15 protein-coding genes are annotated in these 18,598 nt (G+C 62.2%); 13 read left to right on the top strand and 2 right to left on the bottom strand.

What is annotated here, in order from left to right; all coding sequences use genetic code 11:
* Nucleotides 1-91: 91 nt before the first annotated feature.
* Nucleotides 92-1,060: a GlxA family transcriptional regulator gene (locus ACKZ62_RS18920; RefSeq protein ID WP_447095660.1), complete on the bottom strand. Its 969-nt coding sequence runs from the start codon at nt 1,058-1,060 to the stop codon at nt 92-94.
* Nucleotides 1,061-1,150: 90 nt separating this feature from the next.
* Between ACKZ62_RS18920 and inhA the strand changes: the two genes are divergently transcribed.
* On the top strand, nt 1,151-1,831 hold the full coding sequence (inhA, locus tag ACKZ62_RS18925; protein WP_447095661.1) for an isonitrile hydratase: 681 nt from the start codon (nt 1,151-1,153) through the stop codon (nt 1,829-1,831).
* A gap of 50 nt (nt 1,832-1,881) precedes the next feature.
* On the opposite strand, the gene ACKZ62_RS18930 is transcribed toward inhA, so the two are convergent.
* Nucleotides 1,882-2,511 carry a LysE family translocator gene (locus ACKZ62_RS18930; protein ID WP_032888237.1) on the bottom strand — a complete coding sequence of 210 codons (630 nt, stop codon included), beginning with the start codon at nt 2,509-2,511 and terminating at the stop codon, nt 1,882-1,884.
* Between the two features lie 158 nt (nt 2,512-2,669).
* Between ACKZ62_RS18930 and ACKZ62_RS18935 the strand changes: the two genes are divergently transcribed.
* The 12 genes from ACKZ62_RS18935 to ACKZ62_RS18990 all read left to right on the top strand — a co-directional run bounded on the left by ACKZ62_RS18935 (nt 2,670) and on the right by ACKZ62_RS18990 (nt 18,598).
* Complete coding sequence (locus ACKZ62_RS18935; protein WP_447095662.1) at nt 2,670-3,185, top strand: sigma-70 family RNA polymerase sigma factor; 516 nt, start codon at nt 2,670-2,672, stop codon at nt 3,183-3,185.
* On the top strand, nt 3,172-4,122 hold the full coding sequence (locus ACKZ62_RS18940) for a FecR domain-containing protein (protein WP_181640416.1): 951 nt from the start codon (nt 3,172-3,174) through the stop codon (nt 4,120-4,122). The genes ACKZ62_RS18935 and ACKZ62_RS18940 overlap by 14 nt, the downstream gene beginning before the upstream one ends.
* 105 nt (nt 4,123-4,227) lie before the next feature.
* The gene (locus tag ACKZ62_RS18945; protein ID WP_122681522.1) at nt 4,228-6,714 is read left to right on the top strand and encodes a TonB-dependent siderophore receptor; all 2,487 of its coding nucleotides are present in this window, start codon (nt 4,228-4,230) and stop codon (nt 6,712-6,714) included.
* Between the two features lie 431 nt (nt 6,715-7,145).
* A complete protein-coding gene (locus ACKZ62_RS18950) occupies nt 7,146-8,585 on the top strand; it encodes an undecaprenyl-phosphate glucose phosphotransferase (protein ID WP_095186468.1) in 1,440 nt (479 codons plus the stop codon).
* Nucleotides 8,585-10,045 (top strand): mannose-1-phosphate guanylyltransferase/mannose-6-phosphate isomerase, encoded by a 1,461-nt coding sequence (locus tag ACKZ62_RS18955; RefSeq protein ID WP_181640417.1) that lies wholly within the window; start codon nt 8,585-8,587, stop codon nt 10,043-10,045. Before ACKZ62_RS18950 ends, ACKZ62_RS18955 begins: the two co-directional genes overlap by 1 nt.
* Before the next feature lies 1 nt (nt 10,046).
* Entirely contained in the window at nt 10,047-10,958 is a 912-nt protein-coding gene (locus ACKZ62_RS18960) for a glycosyltransferase family 2 protein (protein WP_181640418.1), read from the top strand.
* A gap of 29 nt (nt 10,959-10,987) precedes the next feature.
* A complete protein-coding gene (locus ACKZ62_RS18965; protein WP_032888222.1) occupies nt 10,988-11,764 on the top strand; it encodes a polysaccharide biosynthesis/export family protein in 777 nt (258 codons plus the stop codon).
* A gap of 14 nt (nt 11,765-11,778) precedes the next feature.
* Nucleotides 11,779-13,770 carry a GumC family protein gene (locus ACKZ62_RS18970; RefSeq protein WP_181640419.1) on the top strand — a complete coding sequence of 664 codons (1,992 nt, stop codon included), beginning with the start codon at nt 11,779-11,781 and terminating at the stop codon, nt 13,768-13,770.
* On the top strand, nt 13,770-14,960 hold the full coding sequence (locus tag ACKZ62_RS18975; RefSeq protein ID WP_122681526.1) for a glycosyltransferase: 1,191 nt from the start codon (nt 13,770-13,772) through the stop codon (nt 14,958-14,960). The genes ACKZ62_RS18970 and ACKZ62_RS18975 overlap by 1 nt, the downstream gene beginning before the upstream one ends.
* On the top strand, nt 14,950-16,278 hold the full coding sequence (locus ACKZ62_RS18980) for a GH39 family glycosyl hydrolase (RefSeq protein ID WP_447095663.1): 1,329 nt from the start codon (nt 14,950-14,952) through the stop codon (nt 16,276-16,278). Before ACKZ62_RS18975 ends, ACKZ62_RS18980 begins: the two co-directional genes overlap by 11 nt.
* Before the next feature lie 8 nt (nt 16,279-16,286).
* Nucleotides 16,287-17,504, top strand: coding sequence for a glycosyltransferase family 4 protein (locus ACKZ62_RS18985; protein ID WP_447095664.1), 1,218 nt, complete (start codon nt 16,287-16,289; stop codon nt 17,502-17,504).
* The gene (locus ACKZ62_RS18990) at nt 17,495-18,598 is read left to right on the top strand and encodes a glycosyltransferase family 4 protein (RefSeq protein ID WP_260368147.1); all 1,104 of its coding nucleotides are present in this window, start codon (nt 17,495-17,497) and stop codon (nt 18,596-18,598) included. Before ACKZ62_RS18985 ends, ACKZ62_RS18990 begins: the two co-directional genes overlap by 10 nt.

Below are 18,598 nucleotides of genomic sequence, written 5' to 3' on the forward strand. Positions count from 1 at the left end.
CGGAGGGTGCCGCCGTAGGCTTCGATAAAAACCCCGCCCGCTGTGGGTGGGAGGCCAACATAGCACCTTGGTTCAACGGTGTACTTTTCGTTCAGGCCAGTGCGCAAAAGCGTTCGCGGTAGGCCTGGGGCGTGACCGACAAGGCCCGCAAAAAGCTGCGGCGCAGGGTTTCTTCACTGCCAAAACCGCACTGCACGGCAATACGTTTGATTGACGCATTGCTGTCTGCCAATTGCCGGCGGGCGGTTTCGACGCGGATCAGCTCGACGGCGCGCGCTGGGGTTTGCCCGGTTTCGGCGCGGTAGTGGCGCACAAAGCTGCGCTCGCTCATGCCGGCCTGGGCGGCCAGGGTCGAGATGTTCAATTCCAGAGTGAGGTTTTCGGCCATCCAGGCGTGGAGTTCTGCGAAGCGGCTGTCGCCCTTTTGCAGGGACAGGGTCACGCTGAACTGCGATTGGCCGCCGGGGCGCTTGAGAAACACCACCAGGTGCCGCGCCACTTCCAGCGCTACCGCGCCGCCGAGATCTTCCTCCACCAAGGCCAGGCACAAGTCGATGCCGGCGGTGACACCGGCCGACGTCCACACGGCGCCCTGCTGGATGAAGATCGGATTGGACTCCACCGTCAGCGAAGGAAACCGGCGCGCCAATTCCTCGCAGCGCGTCCAGTGAGTCGCCACGCGACAGCCATCGAGCATGCCGCTGGCGGCCAGCAAAAATGCGCCCGTGCACACCGAGGTCATGCGTCGGGTATGCCGGGCCTTTTCCCGAACCCAGTCCACCAGCGCCAAGTCTTCGGAGGCGCCATAAACGCCCCAGCCGCCAGCGATTACCAAGGTATCGCAAGGCGCATCGACGGCGGGCAGCGGTTCGGCTACCAGGGCCAGCCCGGCAGAGGTCATCACCGGCGCGCTTTGAGCAGCGATCACCGAGACCGCATAAGGCAGCGGCAGGCCGCGCTGGCGGGCCAAGTCATTGGCGGAAGCGAACACCTGCAACGGCCCGGTCACGTCAAGCACTTGGGCGTTATCGAAAGCGAGGACGTGGACAATTCTGGGCATGATTGGCGTAATTCGTGGGTTCAATGGCGTATTCGCCAAAGCCTAGGCCTCTAGAGTGAAGCCGTCCACCTCTTTATCGGAGCATCCTTGATGACCTTGCAGATCGGCTTTGTGTTGTTTCCCGGCATCCAGCAACTGGACCTGACCGGCCCCTATGACGTGCTGGGTTCTCTGCCGGACGTGAAATTGCACCTGGTGTGGAAAGACCTGGCGCCGGTCACCTCCAGCACTGGGTTGGTGTTTACACCGACCACCACCTACGCCGACTGCCCCAATCTGGATGTGCTCTGCGTGCCCGGCGGTTCCGGCGTGGGTGCGCTGATGGAAGACCCGGCCACCCTGGATTTCCTCAAGACCCAGGCCCAGACCGCACGCTATCTGACCTCGGTGTGCACCGGCTCGCTGGTACTCGGCGCGGCGGGTCTGCTGCGCGGCCGCAAGGCCACCACCCACTGGGCCTACCACGACATGCTTGCCCCGCTCGGTGCTATCCCGGTGCAGGAGCGCGTAGTGCGTGACGGCAACCTGTTTACAGGGGGTGGAATCACTGCGGGGATCGACTTCGCGCTGGTGCTGGCGGCCGAGTTATACAGCGAAGCGGCGGCGCAACTGGTGCAGTTGCAGATCGAATATGCACCCGCACCGCCGTTCGATTCGGGCAGCCCGCAGACGGCGCCTGCGCATGTGCTGGAAGAGGCGAAGAAGCGCACGCAGGAATCGCGCAGGGTGCGCGGTGAGATCACCGCACGGGCGGCGGCGCGGTTGGGCTGACATGGACGCGCGCCGCTAGCTCTGCCTGGCGTGCTCCCCGCCACCCAAGATCAGTTGGGACGAGACATCACCGCCAGGCGCACCGCCAGCAGCATCAGTACCGTCGCCAAGCCCCACTTCTGTAGCCAGGCGCTGTTCGAGCGCCTGGCAAAGAACCGGCTGAGCGCCCCGCCAAAACACCCCAGCAGTACGTGAAATACACCGGCAATCACAGTCAGCACACCGCCGAGCACCATCAACTGCATGGCAATGGGCCCGGCCTCGGGCCTTACGAACTGCGGCAGGAATACCAAAAAAAACAGCAACGCCTTAGGGTTGAGCAAGCTGTTGAGCATCGCCTGCCAACAGACTTGGCCCAAGGCCACGCGGTTGATGTGAGCCATGTCCAGGCCAGGGCTTTTCTGCAAGGTCTTGAACACCAGCCACAGCAGGTAGATCACTCCCGCATAGCGGATCACATCAAAGGATGGCGGCCAACTGGCAACCAGCGCCGTCACCCCGCTGGCAGTCAATACCGTCAGCAGCAGGTCCGCCACACAGATGCCCAACGCCGACGCCATTGCTCCGCGCCAGCCGTGGGTCACGCCATGGCTGATGACAAAAGCCATGTTCGGCCCCGGTGATAGCAACAACAGCACCACGGCACCGGAAAATATCGCCAGGGTCGCCACGTCGATCATGCTCAGCCCTCCACCAGGAAAGCCCGCAGACTAATCGGCGCGCTTTGGGCAAACAAAAAATTGTGCTGGATACATTGCTTGCCAGTGATTGCTCAACGCCACGACCAACGTCTAGAATGCGAAACATTATCAATTAAGACTGCTGCGCCAGGATGCCCATGTCGAGCGATCACCCACTGGACCATGCCGCCATCGGCCAGCTGTACAATGCCCATCATTCGTGGTTGCGCGGCTGGTTGAGTCGGCGCACGGGTTGCCGTGAGCATGCCGCCGACCTGGCCCAGGAAACCTTCGTACGCCTGCTCAATGCGCGCAAGCAGCAGACGGTGCAGCAGCCGCGCGCGTACCTGAGCAGCATCGCGCGCAGCCTGATGATCGACCAGTACCGGCGCCGTGAACTGGAGCGTGCCTACCTCGAAAGTCTCGCGCATTTTCCGCAGGCTGAAGTGCCGTCGGAGGAAACCCGGCGGCTGATCCTCGACAGCCTCGAACGTATCGACCGCCTGCTCGACCAACTCAAGCCGCGCGTGCGCGAAGCGTTCCTGTTGGCCCAACTTGATGGCCTGACCTGCGCCCAGATCGCCCTGCGTCTGGGCGTGTCCAAAGCGACCGTGGAGCGCGACCTGTCCAAGGCGCTGCACGCCTGTTATCGGTTGCGTTATGCCGAGCTATGACCCGCGCCTCGTAGACCAGGCCATCCAGTGGATGATCACGCTGCGCTTCAACACAGCCGACGACGCCAGCACCGCCGCATTTGACCGCTGGCTGCACACCAGCGCCGAACACCAGCAAGTGTGGCAGCGGGTGGCGACGATGAATGACGACTTCAGCCAACTACCGGCCCAGGTCGGGCGCCATGCCCTGCGGGGTGCGCGCCAACGCATCAGCCGTCGTGATGGCTTGAAACTGCTCGGGCTGACGGCCGGCGCAGCCGGTTTGACCTGGCTTGGCCGCGACTACACGCCGCTGCCGGCCCTGATAGCCGATTACCGTACCGTCACCGGCGAACGACGCTGGGTGGCGCTGAACGATGGCAGCAACATCCAGCTCAACAGCGCCAGCGCTTTCGATACGGCGTTCAATCAAGAGCGGCGCCTGGTGCACCTGCGCCAGGGTGAAATCCTGGTCAATACCGGCGTCGACAGCCGACCTTTCTGGGTGCAGACCCGCGACGGTTACTTGCGCGCCATTGGCACCCGCTTCCTGGTACGCGAAGACGCCCAAGGCACATTGCTCGCCGTGCAACAGGGCAGCGTGGCGCTGTTTGCCGACCGTCACGACACCCACGCACAGCAGTTGATAAAGCCGGGCGAACAGGTGCTGTTCGACCGCAATGGCATCCGCCCTCCCCTCGCCAATGGACTCGACCCTTGGGCCTGGAGCGATGGCGTGATCAGCGCCCACAACATGCGCCTGGATAACTTCCTCGCCGAGCTGGGGCGCTATCGAAACGGCCTGCTGCGGTGCAGCGAAGCGGTCGCCGGGATGCGCGTGTCGGGCACCTATCAGTTGGACGATACCGATCAAGTGCTCAGCCTGGTGGCGCATTCACTCAAGGTCGACGTCACCTACCGCAGCCGTTATTGGGTGACTGTTTCACCCCGCGTATAACCCTTCAAAAATAAATGAGGTGAATTCGCATTACCGCTCGACCTGTTAGGAAAGGCCGATCAACAGGCCGGTTCTGTTCACTTCCTTCAGGAGCATCCCGCGGTCATGCAAGCGTTCCCCTCCCAACGTTCCCCCCTCAAACGCGCAGCGCAGGCCGCTTTGCTCGGCGCCTGCCTGAGTGGCGCGGCTGTGCCATTGGCCGTGATGGCTCAAACCCCAGCCAGTGACATCCAGGCCCGCGACTGGCATATCGCCGCCGGCTCCCTGGCCGATGCGCTGGACCAGTTCGCCCGTCAGGCCAGTATCAGCCTGTCGTATGACGCCACCAGCGTCGCCGGCAAGGCCAGCCCAGGCCTCAACGGCCGCTTCGACCCGCAACAGGCCCTCGGCCAGTTGTTGCGAGGCCAAGGCCTGGAAGCCCAGCGCCAGGGCAACAACACGTGGTTGCTGCTGCCCGAAGTGGCCGAAACCGGCGCTCTGAACCTGGGCGCCACGATGGTCACCGGCGAGCGCTTGGGCGTCATCACCGACGGCACCGGTTCGTACACCACCGGCGCAGTGACCATTGGCAAAGGCGAACACAGCCTGAGGGAAACGCCGCAGTCGGTCAGTGTGCTGACCCGCCAACTCATGGATGACCAGAACCTCACCACCATCGACGATGTGATGGAACGCACGCCGGGGATCACCACCTACGAGTCGCCCATGGGCGGCAAGTACTTCTATTCCCGTGGCTTCAAGATGCTCGGCCAGTACCAGTACGACGGCGTGCCGTTGGACATGGGCAAAGACTACGTACAAGCCGACAGTTTCAGCGCCAACATGGCGATCTACGACCGAGTGGAAGTGCTCAAGGGTGCGGCCGGGATGCTCAAGGGCGCCGGCACCGCCAGCGGCGCGGTGAACTTCGTGCGCAAGCGACCCCAGGCCAATCCCACCAGCAGCCTGTCGTTGTCCGCCGGCACCTGGGACAACTACCGCGCCGACGTCGACACCGGCGGCCCGTTGAATGACAGCGGTACTATTCGCGGCCGCGCAGCGATCAGCCAGCAGGAGCGCGGCTCTTACATGGACATCCAGAAGCGCCAGGACCAAGCGTTCTACGGCGCGCTGGACATCGACCTCAGCCCCGAAACCACCCTGGGCGTCGGCGCCAGTTACGAAGACGTCGACGCCACACCTTGCTGGGGCGGCCTGCCCCGCTACGCCGATGGCAAAAGCGCCAACCTCAGCCGCTCCACTTGTCTGGGCCAGTCCTGGAACGACTGGCAAAGCCGGCGTACCACGTTCTTTGCCGACTTGACCCATCAATTCAATGATGACTGGAAACTCAAGGTGTCGGCGGTGCACAGCCGCAATCTGCAAGACACCAAGTACGCTGCCAGCGAAGGCACGATCGCCTACGGTGATCCGGCACCCACGGCCGGTTCCTATGCCGCATTGATGGACTACAACCACAAGGACTTCGGCCTCGACGCCTACGTCGATGGCACGTTCGAAGCCTTCGGCCTGGAACATGAGTTGATCCTCGGCGCCAACGGCAGCCGTGGCACTCAGGACGATGTCTACGCGATCCAGAGCCTGGCCTTGCGCCAGAGCATCTACCAACCTAATCGTCACTTCCCGGAACCGGCCGACAGCACCTTCTGGCCGAACATGTACCGTGGCGGCACGGTCAAGGAGACCGCTACCCAATACGGCACCTATGCCACATTGCGCCTGCGCCTGGCCGAGCCGCTGATGTTAATCGTCGGCAGCCGCGTCAGTTGGTACGAGAACCGTCGCCAATCCTACAACCTGGCCTGGGGCGAATGGGCCTCGCAGGATGCACGCACTCGGGAAACCGGCGAAGTCACACCGTTTGCCGCGCTGATCTACGACCTCAATGAGCACCTGTCGGTGTACGCCAGCTATGCGGATATCTTCCAGCCGCAGAGTTCCTACGCTACCGTCGACGGCGCTGCGCTCAAGCCGAAGATCGGCGACAACTACGAGTTGGGCATCAAGGGCGAATGGTTCGACGGACGCCTCAACAGCTCCCTGGCGCTGTTCCGCGCCCTTGAGAAAAACGGCGCCGAATCCGACTACACCACCCAATGCGCGACCTCCGCCGATGGCTATTGCTACACCGACAAAGGCAAGGTGCGCGCCCAGGGCATAGAGGCCGAAATCAGTGGTGAAGTGCTGGAACGCCTACAGCTGTTCGGCGGCTATACCTACACCCAGACCAAGTCCCTGAGCAACATCGAAGTCGCGAAGGAAGGTGGCGTTTCCAACACCTACGTGCCCCGCCACATGCTGCGTTTGTGGGGCGATTACCAACTCGACGGCGCGCTATCGAAATGGAGCGTCGGCACTGGGGTCAACGCCCAGAGCAGCAACTATCGTGTGCAGACCATCAAGCTCGAACAGCCCGGTTACGCCACTTGGAATGCGCGCCTGGCCTACCGCGTGGATGACACCTGGACCGTAGCGCTCAACGGCAACAATCTGTTTGATAAAACCTACTACAACACCGTGGGTACCGCCTCTTGGGGAAACTTTTATGGCGAACCGCGTAATTTTTCGGTGAGTTTGAAAGGCAACTTCTAATCCCGCGAAAGCCCCAGTGGCAAGGCACTTAGTGCGCCTTGCCACGCCCTCTTTGTCCCCCTTTCCTACCTCGGTCATAAAAAGGTTTTCCCGTTAAGCAGGAAAAATCTCACATTTATTCCTACACTCAAAAACACACCCCATCACCGAGTGTTCGGACAAGGAATGTCAATAAAATGCCGATAAAAAGACTGATTAACCCGTCTATCCTGCATGCCCCGCAACATCGTCAATCCGTTGACTAGCACTATGAAGGAAACACTCCTTAAGTCACTACCCCCGCGAAAAGCATTCAAATGGATTTATTTTTTTGAATGGATAGTTGCGTATTACCCAGCGTAGCCGTAGTTCGAAGTGCCTTTAAAGCAACCCGTTGCTTTATTGAACAAACAATCGAGCAAGCGCGACTGGAGTGCAATGAGGGATGTTTTATGCGAGAAAAGTCGTCCGTCGACAGTCTGTTTTTAACGCGTGCCGGTTTTGTTGAGTTCTTTGTTGTTTTCGTCAAATTCATACATGGCCTGAGCGCCATTTTGCCCCCGTTGGTCCTGGTGATTTTCATCGACCCGATGGACCCAGAGCTACGCGGTCATTTCCTCGGCCTATTGGTATTTTTCGCGGTCCTGACGATCATTCTGTTCCAGGCCCTGGGCATCTATTCCGAAGAGTTATTCAGCAACCGGTTGCGTCTGAAAACCAAGATCAAAGCCTGGTCGGCGGCGTTTTGCATCCTGCTGTTCATGTACCAGATCCTGCAGTTTTTCCCGCTATTGACCCCGCGCAATCTGGTGGCGTGGTACGTCGCCAGCCTCTGCTTGTTCTGCCTGGAACGCCTGCTGATGCTGCGCCTGTACCGCCACCTGATGCGCAAGGGCAAATACCTTCAACGCACGGTGATCCTGGGCTTTACCGACACCGCCGTGCATGTGGCCGACCACCTGCAACGCAACGGCGATATCCGTTCCGGGCTGATCGGTTTTATCGACGACCGCACCGAACGCATCCCCAAGGAATTGAGCCGCCTGCCCTTGCTGGGAAACACCCGTGACCTGGAAAAACTGATCCGCGCCGAGCAGGTCAACCAGGTGATGATCTGCCTGCCTTGGGCCGCCGAGCAGCGCATTCATGGGCTGGTCAATCGCCTGCGGCAGCTGTCGGTGAACGTGATGCTGGTGCCCGACATGGCCGCCTTGCGCTACGGCCACAGCAAAATCACCGACGTCGGCGGCATCCTGATGTTCAACACCTCGCAACTGCCGTTGCGCGGCTGGTCGCCGGTGATTAAGCGCTTGGAGGATTGCTTCCTCGCCAGCCTGGCGCTGGTGTGTCTGTCGCCGGTGATGGTGGTCACGGCGATTGCGATCAAACTCGATTCCAAGGGCCCGGTACTGTTCCGCCAGAACCGTTACGGCTACAACGACAACGAAATCCGCGTCTTCAAGTTCCGCTCGATGTACACCGACCAGAGCGACTTCACCGCCGAACGCCAGACCACTCGCCAGGACCCACGCATCACTCGGGTGGGCCGCATCATCCGTAAGACCAGCATCGACGAGCTGCCGCAGTTGTTCAACGTGCTGCTGGGCAACATGTCGATGGTCGGCCCGCGCCCGCACGCCACGGCGACCAAGGCCGCAGGTGTCCCGTTCGAAGTGGCGGTGAGCGAGTACAGCTCGCGCCACCGCGTGAAGCCAGGCATCACCGGCTGGGCGCAGATCAATGGCTACCGGGGTGAAACCGACACGCTGTTCAAGATCCAGAAACGCGTCGAATACGACCTGGAATACATCTCCAAATGGTCGGTGTGGTTTGACCTGTACATCGTCTTCATGACGGTCCCCGCCGTCCTTTCCACCAAGGAAGTCTATTGATGAATACCCTCAACGGATTAATTCCCTGCATCGTTTCCGGTGGTTCGGGCACACGGCTGTGGCCGGTGTCGCGACAGAACATGCCCAAGCCCTTCATGCGCATGCGTGACGGCCAGAGCCTGCTGCAAAAAACCTTTCAGCGCGCAGCCAAATTGCCTGGGGTGGAAAGCGTGCTGACGGTGACCAATCGCGACCTGCTGTTCCGCACCCTGGATGACTACCGACCGGTCAACAACGCCCACCTGCCCCTGGACCTGCTGCTGGAACCGTTCGGCCGCAACACAGCGGCGGCCATCGCCGTGGCGGCCTTGCATGTGCAGGAACACTTCGGCGGCGACGCGCAGTTGCTGGTGATGCCCGCCGACCATTTGATCCTCAATGAAGCCGCGTTCGCCGAGGCCGTGACTCAGGCCCGCGACCTGGCCGAAGCCGGCTACCTGGTGACCTTCGGCATCCAGCCCGACCATGCGGAAACCGGCTTCGGCTACATCGAGCAGGGCGAAAAACTGAGCCACGGTAACCGGGTAAAACGCTTCGTCGAGAAACCCGACCTGGCCACCGCCCAAGGCTACCTCGACGGCGGCAAGCACCTGTGGAATGCCGGCATGTTCTGCTTTAAGGCCAGCACCCTGGTAGACGAACTGGCCGCCCATGCCCCGGACGTGCTGGACGCCGCACGCGCCGCGCTGGAGCGCAGCCAGAGCCTGCAAAACAAAACCTCGCGCCAGCGTGAATTGGACGCCGACGCCTTCGCCACTGCGCCGGATGTTTCCATCGATGTGGCACTGATGGAAAAGTCCAACCAAGTGGCCGTGGTGCCCTGTGACATTGGCTGGAGCGATATCGGCTCGTGGGAAGCCCTGCGCCAGCTCACCCCCAGCGACGCCCAGGGCAACCAGGTCAATGGCGAAGCAATTTTGCATGACGTACACAACTGCTACATCGACTCACCCAAGCGCGTATTGGGCGCCGTGGGCGTGCGCGACCTGATCATCGTCGACACCCCCGACGCCTTGCTGATCGCCGACGCCCACCGCAGCCAGGACGTGCGCTACATCGTCGCCGAGCTCAAGCGCCAGAACCATCCGGCGTACAGCCTGCACCGCACCGTCACCCGGCCGTGGGGCACCTACACCGTGTTGGAGGAAAGCAGCCGCTTCAAGATCAAGCGCATCGTGGTCAAGCCCCAGGCGTCGTTGTCGCTGCAGATGCACCACCACCGCAGCGAGCACTGGGTGGTGGTCAGCGGCGCGGCGCAGATCACCAACGGCGAGCGGGAGTTCCTGATCAACGCCAACGAGTCCACCTACATTCCGGCCGGGCACAAACACCGGCTGACCAACCCCGGCATCATCGACCTGGTGATGATCGAGGTGCAGAGCGGCGAGTACCTGGGCGAAGACGACATCGTGCGCTTCGACGACATCTACGGCCGTGCGCCTGCCGACGTGAAAAAATGACATGCGCACCTCCTTGATCATCCCGACCCGTAACGCATCCAGCCACCTGGCACGCCTGCTGCCGGCGCTGAAGATGCAAACCCTGCAACCGGACGAAATGCTGGTGGTGGACAGCGCCTCCAGCGATGACACCGTGGCGCGTTTTCGAGAGTTCGGAGCATGGGTCGAAGTGATCGACGCCCGTGACTTCAACCACGGCGGCACCCGCCGTTGGGCCAGCGAGCAAGTTGGCGGCGACGCGTTGTTCGTGATGACCCAGGACGCTATTCCCGCCACGCCCGAAACGTTCGCCAACCTGCTCGCCGAGTTGCAGGAGGACCCGCTCAATGGCGTCGCCTATGGGCGCCAACTCCCCCACCCTGACGCGGGTGTACTGGGCGCGCAATCGCGACACTTCAACTACCCGGAGCACAGCCGCAGCAAAAGCCTGGCCGACGCGCCCACGCTTGGGATCAAGACCTGCTTCAGCTCCGACTCATTCTCCGTGTACCGACGCAGTGCACTGCACGCGGTGGGTGGTTTCCCCGCCGACGTGATCGGCAGCGAAGACGCCTACGTCGCCGCGCGCATGCTTCTCGACGGCTATAAGGTGCGCTACGCCGCTACGGCGCTGGTGCATCACTCCCACGATTACAAACTCATGGACGAGTTTCACCGCTACTTCGATATCGGCGTGTTCTACGGCCGTGAGCCGTGGATCAAACAGGCCTTTGGCGACGCGGGTGGCGAAGGCAAACGCTATGTAATGGCTGAACTCGCAGCCTTGCGCAAAGCCGGCGCCTTGCACCGCGTGCCGGAGGTGCTGGTGCGCAGCGCGTTCAAATTGCTCGGTTACCGCCTGGGCCATCTTGAGCGTCGTCTGCCTCTCGCCCTCAAGCGGCGCATCAGCATGTTTCCCGGTTATTGGAGGTGAGCATCATGACCCACAGGAAGTCCCCCTTGATGAAACGAACCCTGCTCGTCGTGGCCATGATGGCTCTGGCCGCCTGTAATACACCGGCGCGCATCGTGCCGCCCGACAGCCAGACCGTCGAGGACGGCAAGCGCGCCCTCGACCAACTGGCCCAGTTGCCACCGGCGGTGGAACGCATCCGCATCGGCGACCAGTTGCGCATCGTGCGTGATGCCGGCGAGATGCCGACGCTGTCGGCGTTCAACGTCAGCACGATCTACGAGTTGACGCTGTACACCGTGCAGACCGACGGCAAGATCAACTACCCGTTCCTGGGGCCAATCCAGGTTGCGGGGCGCCAGCCTTCGGAGCTGGCGACAGAGCTGACCGGCAAGCTCGCGCAGACATACCGCGAGCCGCGTGTGACGGTGAACATCAATCAGGCGCCGGGCAGCTCTGTCATTGTCGGCGGCGCGGTGAATAACCCGACGGCGGTGCAGATCGCCACGGCCAACACGCTGGAACAGGCGATTATCGGCGCCGGCGGGGTGAGCCCGGCGGGCAATGCCAGCATGGTTGCGCTGCTGCGCGAAGATGCCCAGGGCGCCTATCGCGCCTATTTCCTGGACTTCAGCCAACTGCTCAAGACCGGCCCCAACGGGCGCAAACCGGTGCACCTGCAACGCGGCGATGTGGTTTTCGTGCCCAAATCCAACGTGGGCGAGCGCATCCAGGGAGTGGATACCTACATGAACCAACTGATCCCGTTCACCAAGTCCATTGGGGTTGGCTACAACTACACACGCACCAGCGGCGGCAATAACTAAAGGAGCGACATCCTATGATCGAGATCCGTTCTTTTCGTGATCTGCTGCGCCTGTTCTTCATCTTCCGGCGCGAGTTCAAACTGGCCGCCATTGCCGCGTTGGTGATCATACTGCTGGGGGCGTTCCTGCTGCCGGCCAAGTACGAATCCACCGCTCGACTGCTGGTGAAACCGGGCCGCGATTCGACCCTGCCCATCGAGATCAGTAATCGTCAGGCGCTGGTGATGCCCAGCACCCAGCGCGACCCGATTGTCGACGAAGAACGCCTGCTGACCGGGCGCCCTATCGTGCGTGCAGTGGCCGAGCACTACCTGGAAGTCATCAACAATGCGCCGCCGCCGGAGGGTTTCTGGAAGCGCACCAAGCACGCCGTCAAGGAGGGCGTCGGCGCGGTGTTCGACGGTATCCGCGTGGTGCTGGAAAGCATCGGTGTGATCGAAAAAACCACGCCGGTGGAACGCCTTGCCGCCAACCTGGAAAAGAGCTTTGAAGTGAGCCACGCCGCCGGTTCCACGGTGATGGACATCAGCTTCACTTGGGGTGATCCGCAAATCGCCCAGGCGGTGGTCAAGGATTGGGTCGAGACCTACATCAACGAACGTACCCAGGCTCTGGGGCGCAAGAGTTTGTATGTGTTCTATGAAGGTCAGGTGTCCACCAGCGCCACGGAGATCAAGGGCTACAAGGAGCAGATCCTCACACACCTGAATGAGATCGGTGCGGCCAGCATCACTGATCGCCTGGAAGACTTGTCCGAGCGCATCAACGTATTGCGCGGCGAGACGTTCAACACCACGCGCCTGATCGCCTCCTCCGACAGCGCCATCGCGAGCACTCGCACGCAGCTCAAGACCCAACCCAAGGAAGTGACCACGGTTCGCCAGATCGCACTGAACCCGCAGCAGCAGGACTTGCGTCGCCTGCTCAACCAGAAGCTGCTGGAAAAGGCTGACATGATGCGCACCTACACGGATAACGCGCCGCCGGTCAAAGCCCTGGATGCGTCGATCCGCGCGATGCAGGCCCACGTCTCCAGCGAAAGCAACACCGTGCAGAGCTCGGAAAACCGTGCGCCCAACACGCTGGAAATCCACTTGCAGCGCGTGCTGCTGGATGAAACGAGCAACAACCTGGCGCTGCGCACTCAACTGGTCCAGCAGCAAAAGCAACTGGTCAACCTTGAAGCTCAACGCAAGCAAGCCCTGGAGATCGAACCGGAATTGACCCGCCTGGGCCGCGAGCTGAGCACCGCCGAACGCAACTACGCGTTGTACGTGGACAACCTGGAAAAATCGCGTATCGACCGTGAGCTGGATAACAGCCAGATCAGCAACATCGCGGTGATCGAAGAAGCCACCCTGAACCCTGGCCGCATCTTCCCGAAAACCCTGGTGATGCTGCTGTTGGCGATTCCGTTTGCGATCGTCGTCGGCCTGCTTGTGATCTACCTTTGCTACCTGCTCGACCAGCGCATCCACGACGGTGGTTTGGTGGAACGCAAGTTCGGCCTGCCACTGTGGACGACCCTGCCGGAGTTGGACACCAGCACCGCCCAAGGCACCAACGCGTTCAATGCGAGCATCTACCGCCTGTACGGTTTGCTGCAGTTGGAGCGGATTGCCGAGCAAGGCATGACGCTGGGGCTGACCTCGGCGCGCCATGGCGAGGGGGTGACCTTTGTGGTGGAACACCTGCGTCAGTTGCTTCAGGAAAACGGCATCAACGTGCGGGTCGGCGGGGCTGAACCTGCCAAGCCGGGCGAAGTGGTGCTGCTGGACGCGTCGGCGCTGCTGGATAACCGCGATGCGTTTATCAACCTGCGCCGCGCCGACCTGATCGCCCTGGTGGTGGAAGCGAACACCAGCACGGTGCCCGTGGTCGAGCACGCGCTGTCGATCCTCAATACGGCATTCGGCAAGGTGGACGGCATCATCATCAACCGGCGTAAGTTCGAAGTGCCGGCCAAGGTGCTTAAATTCATCGCCAAGTACCGGGGAGCGTTCTGATGCGCATCGCCCTGCTCGCCCCATTGCCGCCGGAAAAAAACGGGATCGCCGACTACGCGAACCATTTCCGCACGGCATTGGAACACCTGGGCGTAACGGTGCTGACGCCGTTGACCGGTGTGGCGAGCAACAGCGAGGCCATCAAGCAGGCTATCGCTGCATTCGACTGGCAGAGTGTGGACCTGGTCCACGCCGAGCTGGGCGGCGGGCGGCTGGGGGAGTTTCTGGCCCTGCGTGAACTGCGCAAGACCTACCCGGCATTGCCCTTGACCGCCACCGTGCATGACCCGGAACGGATCGTGTGGCGGCGCGAGCAGTTGCCATTTCCGTTGAACCTGCTGGACCGCTTGCCGAGCCCGCTGCCCCAGGCGGCGGTCGTGCTGGCCGACCCACTGACCCTGCGTGAAGAGCGTCAGGTCGCTAAAGGCCTGACGCGGCTGATCACCCTCACTCGCCTGGGCGCCCAATGCCTGAGCCAGCGCATGCAACTGCCGGCGGGCAAAGTCGCGGTGATCAACCACGCCAACCTGGCCATCCCACCCGTGCCGCTGCCGCCGTTGGACACGCTGCACCTGCTGTACTTCGGTTTTATCTACCGGGGCAAAGGCATCGAGGACCTGCTGCAGGCCCTGGCCGCCGTGTTCGAACAAGCCCCTGAATTGCGAGACCGTGTGCGCCTGACCCTGGCCGGAGGCACAGCCGCCGAAATGGCGTTTGGCGCAGGCAGCAATTACCTGGAGCAGTTGAATAGCCAAATCGCCGACCTCGGCCTGACGGACGCTATCGATTGGCGGTTGAACTTGCCGGCCGACGACATCGCCCAGACCATTCAGGCGCACCATGTGATGGTGCTGCCCTACCGTGAATCGAAAAAACTCGGCCTGCTCGGGCGCCAGCGCGGCACCAGCGGCGCGTTGTCCTGGGCGGCGGCGTGCGGGCGTGGAGCGATTACCTCGGATGCCCGGGCGTTTGCCGAAGAAGTCGCCAGCGGCAACGGCGCCATCTACCCCGAAGGCGACGTGGCCGCGCTCAGCGAGCAACTGCTGCGTCTGGCGCGCACACCGCTGTTGGCCCGGGACTGGGCCGAACGCGCCGGCGAAATCGGCCGTGAGCGCTTGTGGCCGTTAACCGCGCAGAAGTTCGCCGCACTGTTTGGCGACGCCATTTCAGGAGCTCGCCATGGCGCGTAAACGCACCTACTTCGCCACCCTGGCCGTGGTCGCTGCCTTGGGCCTGACTGCGTTTTTTTGGGGGCGCCAGGCGGATGCAGAAAGCCATGTGCTCAAGGGCAACAAAGAGGTGGTATGGAAGGATTTCCTGGGGGTGAACGCGCAATTCCTATGGTTCAGCCCCGAGCGTTATCAGAAGCAGATCGACCGTCTCAAGGCGCTGGGTTTGGAGTGGGTGCGCCTGGACCTGCATTGGGATCAGTTGGAACCCGTAGAGGGCCAGTACCAAGTGGCACCCCTGGACCAACTGGTGGGCAAGCTGCAGGACAACCAGCTCAAGTCGGTGTTTTACCTGGTCGGCTCGGCGCCGTTTGCCACCACGGCACCGGCGGGTGCGCCCTATCAGGACCAGTACCCGCCGAAGGACCCGAACGTGTTCGCCAACCGCATGGCGTTGCTCGCCCAGCGCTACCCCAGCGTGGACGCCTGGCAAGTGTGGAATGAACCTAACCTGCTGGGCTTCTGGCGTCCGGTGGCCGATCCGGCCGGCTACGCCACGCTGCTGACCACCTCAGCCGCCGCGCTGCGAGCGATGAGCCCGAGCAAACCGGTGGTCGCAGCCGGTATGGCGTTCTTCAGCGAAATGCCTAACGGCCAGACCATGTTCGATGCCCTCGGCGCACTCGGCGTGGCCAGCCTGAATACCGTCATCTCCTACCACCCCTACACCCAATTGCCCGAAGGCAACGACCCCGCCAACCTGGACTTTATCGCCAAGACCACCGCACTCAACCAAGCCTTGCGCACCGGCGGTGTGCAGACCCTGTGGAGCACCGAATGGGGTTGGTCGACCTACACCGGCCCCAAAGACGCCCAGGACATCATCACCCCACAGGCCCAGGCCGATTACGTAGTACGCCGCCTGGCGCTGATGAGCGCGATGGATTACGACAAGATTTTCCTGTTTACCTTGAGCGATCTGGACCAGCGCGCCAGCGTGCGTGACCAGTCCTACGGTTTGCTGGACATCGACACTAACCCCAAGCCGGTCTACACCGCGCTGAAAAACTTTCTCGACGTCAGCGGGCCGAAGCTAATCCCCGGCGACCCACCCACCGCCGACCAATTGCCCGATGGCCTGTTCAGCATCGGCTGGACCCGCACGGATGGTCGCAAGTTATGGTTTTTTTGGTCGGCACAGGGCGGTGACGCTCACTTGCCAGGATTGGCCAGCGCGACCCTGTATGACCCGCTGCGCGGCACGCAAACCCCGGTGAGCGGCACCAACGGACTGACCATCACGGTCAAGCCAAATCTGCAAATACTGTTATGGGAGTGAGGCCTGCGATGCGCATTTTATGGATCCTGCCCTACTCGCCCTGGCCCGCCACCAGCGGCGGCAAGACGCGTCAGTTCCATTTGCTGCGCAGCCTTGCGGCGCGTGGGCACCAGATCACCTTGCTGCTGCATGACAAGCACCCGGTGTCGCTCACCGACCGCCAGGTGCTGGAGGCGTTTGTCGAACAGTTGATCATCCTGCCGCGCCGCCCGTTGCGCAGTTTCAAGACCCTGGTGGCCGGGCTGTTTGCGCCCTACCCGCTGCTGGCCAGCGTGAATGGTTTGGCGGGCGAGTTGCAGGACACTTTCAATTGGTTGCTGGGTGAGCAGTGGGACGTGGTGCAGATTGAGCACAGCTACAGTTTCCAGCCTTACGAAGACGCACTGGCGCGCAAGTCACAGCCGTTTGTGCTGACCGAACACAATGTGGAGTCGGCCCTGGGCGCAGCCACTTACGACCGTTTGCCGCGTTGGGCGCTGCCGTTCATTCGCTACGATCAATGGCGCTATACCCGCTGGGAACGCCGAGTGATGCGCCAGGCCGCGCAGGTGGTGGCCGTCACCGACAGCGACGCGCAGGTCCTGGAAAAAATCGCCGGAAAACCGGTACCGGTGGTGGTCAATGGCGTGGACTGCGATCACTTCGCCGCCGCCCGTCCCGACCCGTCGACCCGACGCGTGCTGTTCCTGGGCAACTATGAATACGCGCCGAACGTGGACGCCATCGAATGGGCGCTGGATGAAATCCTGCCCAAGGTCTGGGCGCACTGCCCGGATGCGCGCATGAGCGTGTGCGGTTTCGGCATGCCGGGCAGTTGGCGCGAGCGCTGGAAGGACCCGCGCATCGAGTGGCAAGGTTTCGTGCCCGACCTGCTGAATCTGCAATCAAGCTGCTCGGTCTTTCTGGCGCCGTTGCGCCACGGCGGCGGGTCGAAACTCAAGGTGCTAGAAGCCCTGGCCGCCGGCCTGCCGTTGGCCAGCACCGAGCAAGGTGTATCCGGGCTGGACTTGGTGGAAGGCCTGGACTACCTCGGCGGACAAAGCGCCACCAAGCTGGCCGATGCGGTGGTACGCCTGCTGCAATTCCCCGACGCCGCCGCGCCCATGGGTGAAGCTGGCCGCGCCTACGTGCGTCGGGCCCATGACTGGAGCGTCGCCGCCAGCCAGTTGGAGCAGGTGTACGCCACCCTCGCGCCGCAGAACCAAAAGGAGCCGGCATGCGTGTAGGCCTGGATTACCGCACCGTCGGCACCTCGCCGCAATCGGGCATCAGCCGCCAGGTGTATGCGCTGGAGAGTGCGCTGCACACACTGCCGAACATCGAGGTCGAGCGCTTTACCGTAGCGCCCCTGGGCGATGAAACCCGGCTGTGGGCCCATTGCCCGGCTTGGGGCTGCGCCAAGACTGCCATGCACCAGCCACAGAATCGCCTGCGTTTCGAGGCGGGTTTCTTGCCGCGGGCGTTGCGCGAACACCATGTCGATCTGTACATCAGCACCTTCAATATGGGCCTGCCGTTGCCACCCAAGCCTCAAGGACTGCGCACCGTCGTGCTGTTGCATGATCTGTTTCAGATCACCCTGAACAACTACCACGCCAACCGCTTGAAGGCGTTGATCTACAAGACCAGCGATCGCCTGTCGATTGCCTACGCGGTGCACAGCGCCGACCGCGTGTGGACGCCGTCGCAGTACAGCGCCGATGAAACCGCGCGGCTGTTCCCCAAGGCGGCGGGCAAGATTCGCGTGTTGCCCAACCAGGTCGATGGGTTCTCCGAGCTGGCCGCCGACCTCAGCACGCGCCAGTTGCCTGCGCGTTACTGGTTGCTGGTGGGCACCCGCGAGTTGCGCAAAAACGTGCCATTTCTGGTGGACGCCTGGCAGCAAGCGCGACGCCAATCGCCCTCAGTGCCGGAACTCGTATTGGTAGGCAGCCTCGATCATTTGCCCGAAGCCCAGCGCACACTGCCAGGTATTCGCGCCTTGAGCGGTGTGTCGGACGCTGAGTTGCACGCGTTGTACCGCCGGGCCTCGCGCCTGTGGCAGCCGTCGTATGCCGAAGGGTTTGGCCTGCCGGTGATCGAAGCCTTGAGCGTCGGCACCCCCGTGGCGGTGGCCAGCGGTACATCACTGGATGAAATCACGCCACCGTCAGCCCCCCGCTTTTCGCCCACCGATGGCCCGGCGCTGACGCAATTGATGATAGGCCTGGGCGAGCAACCCGACGAAGAATCCCCCGAGCAACGCCGCCAGTGGGCGCAACGCTTCAACCACCACGCTTATCGCCGGCGCCTGGCCGAACTGATCGAGGAACTGACGTGA

This window comes from Pseudomonas sivasensis (assembly GCF_052938085.1).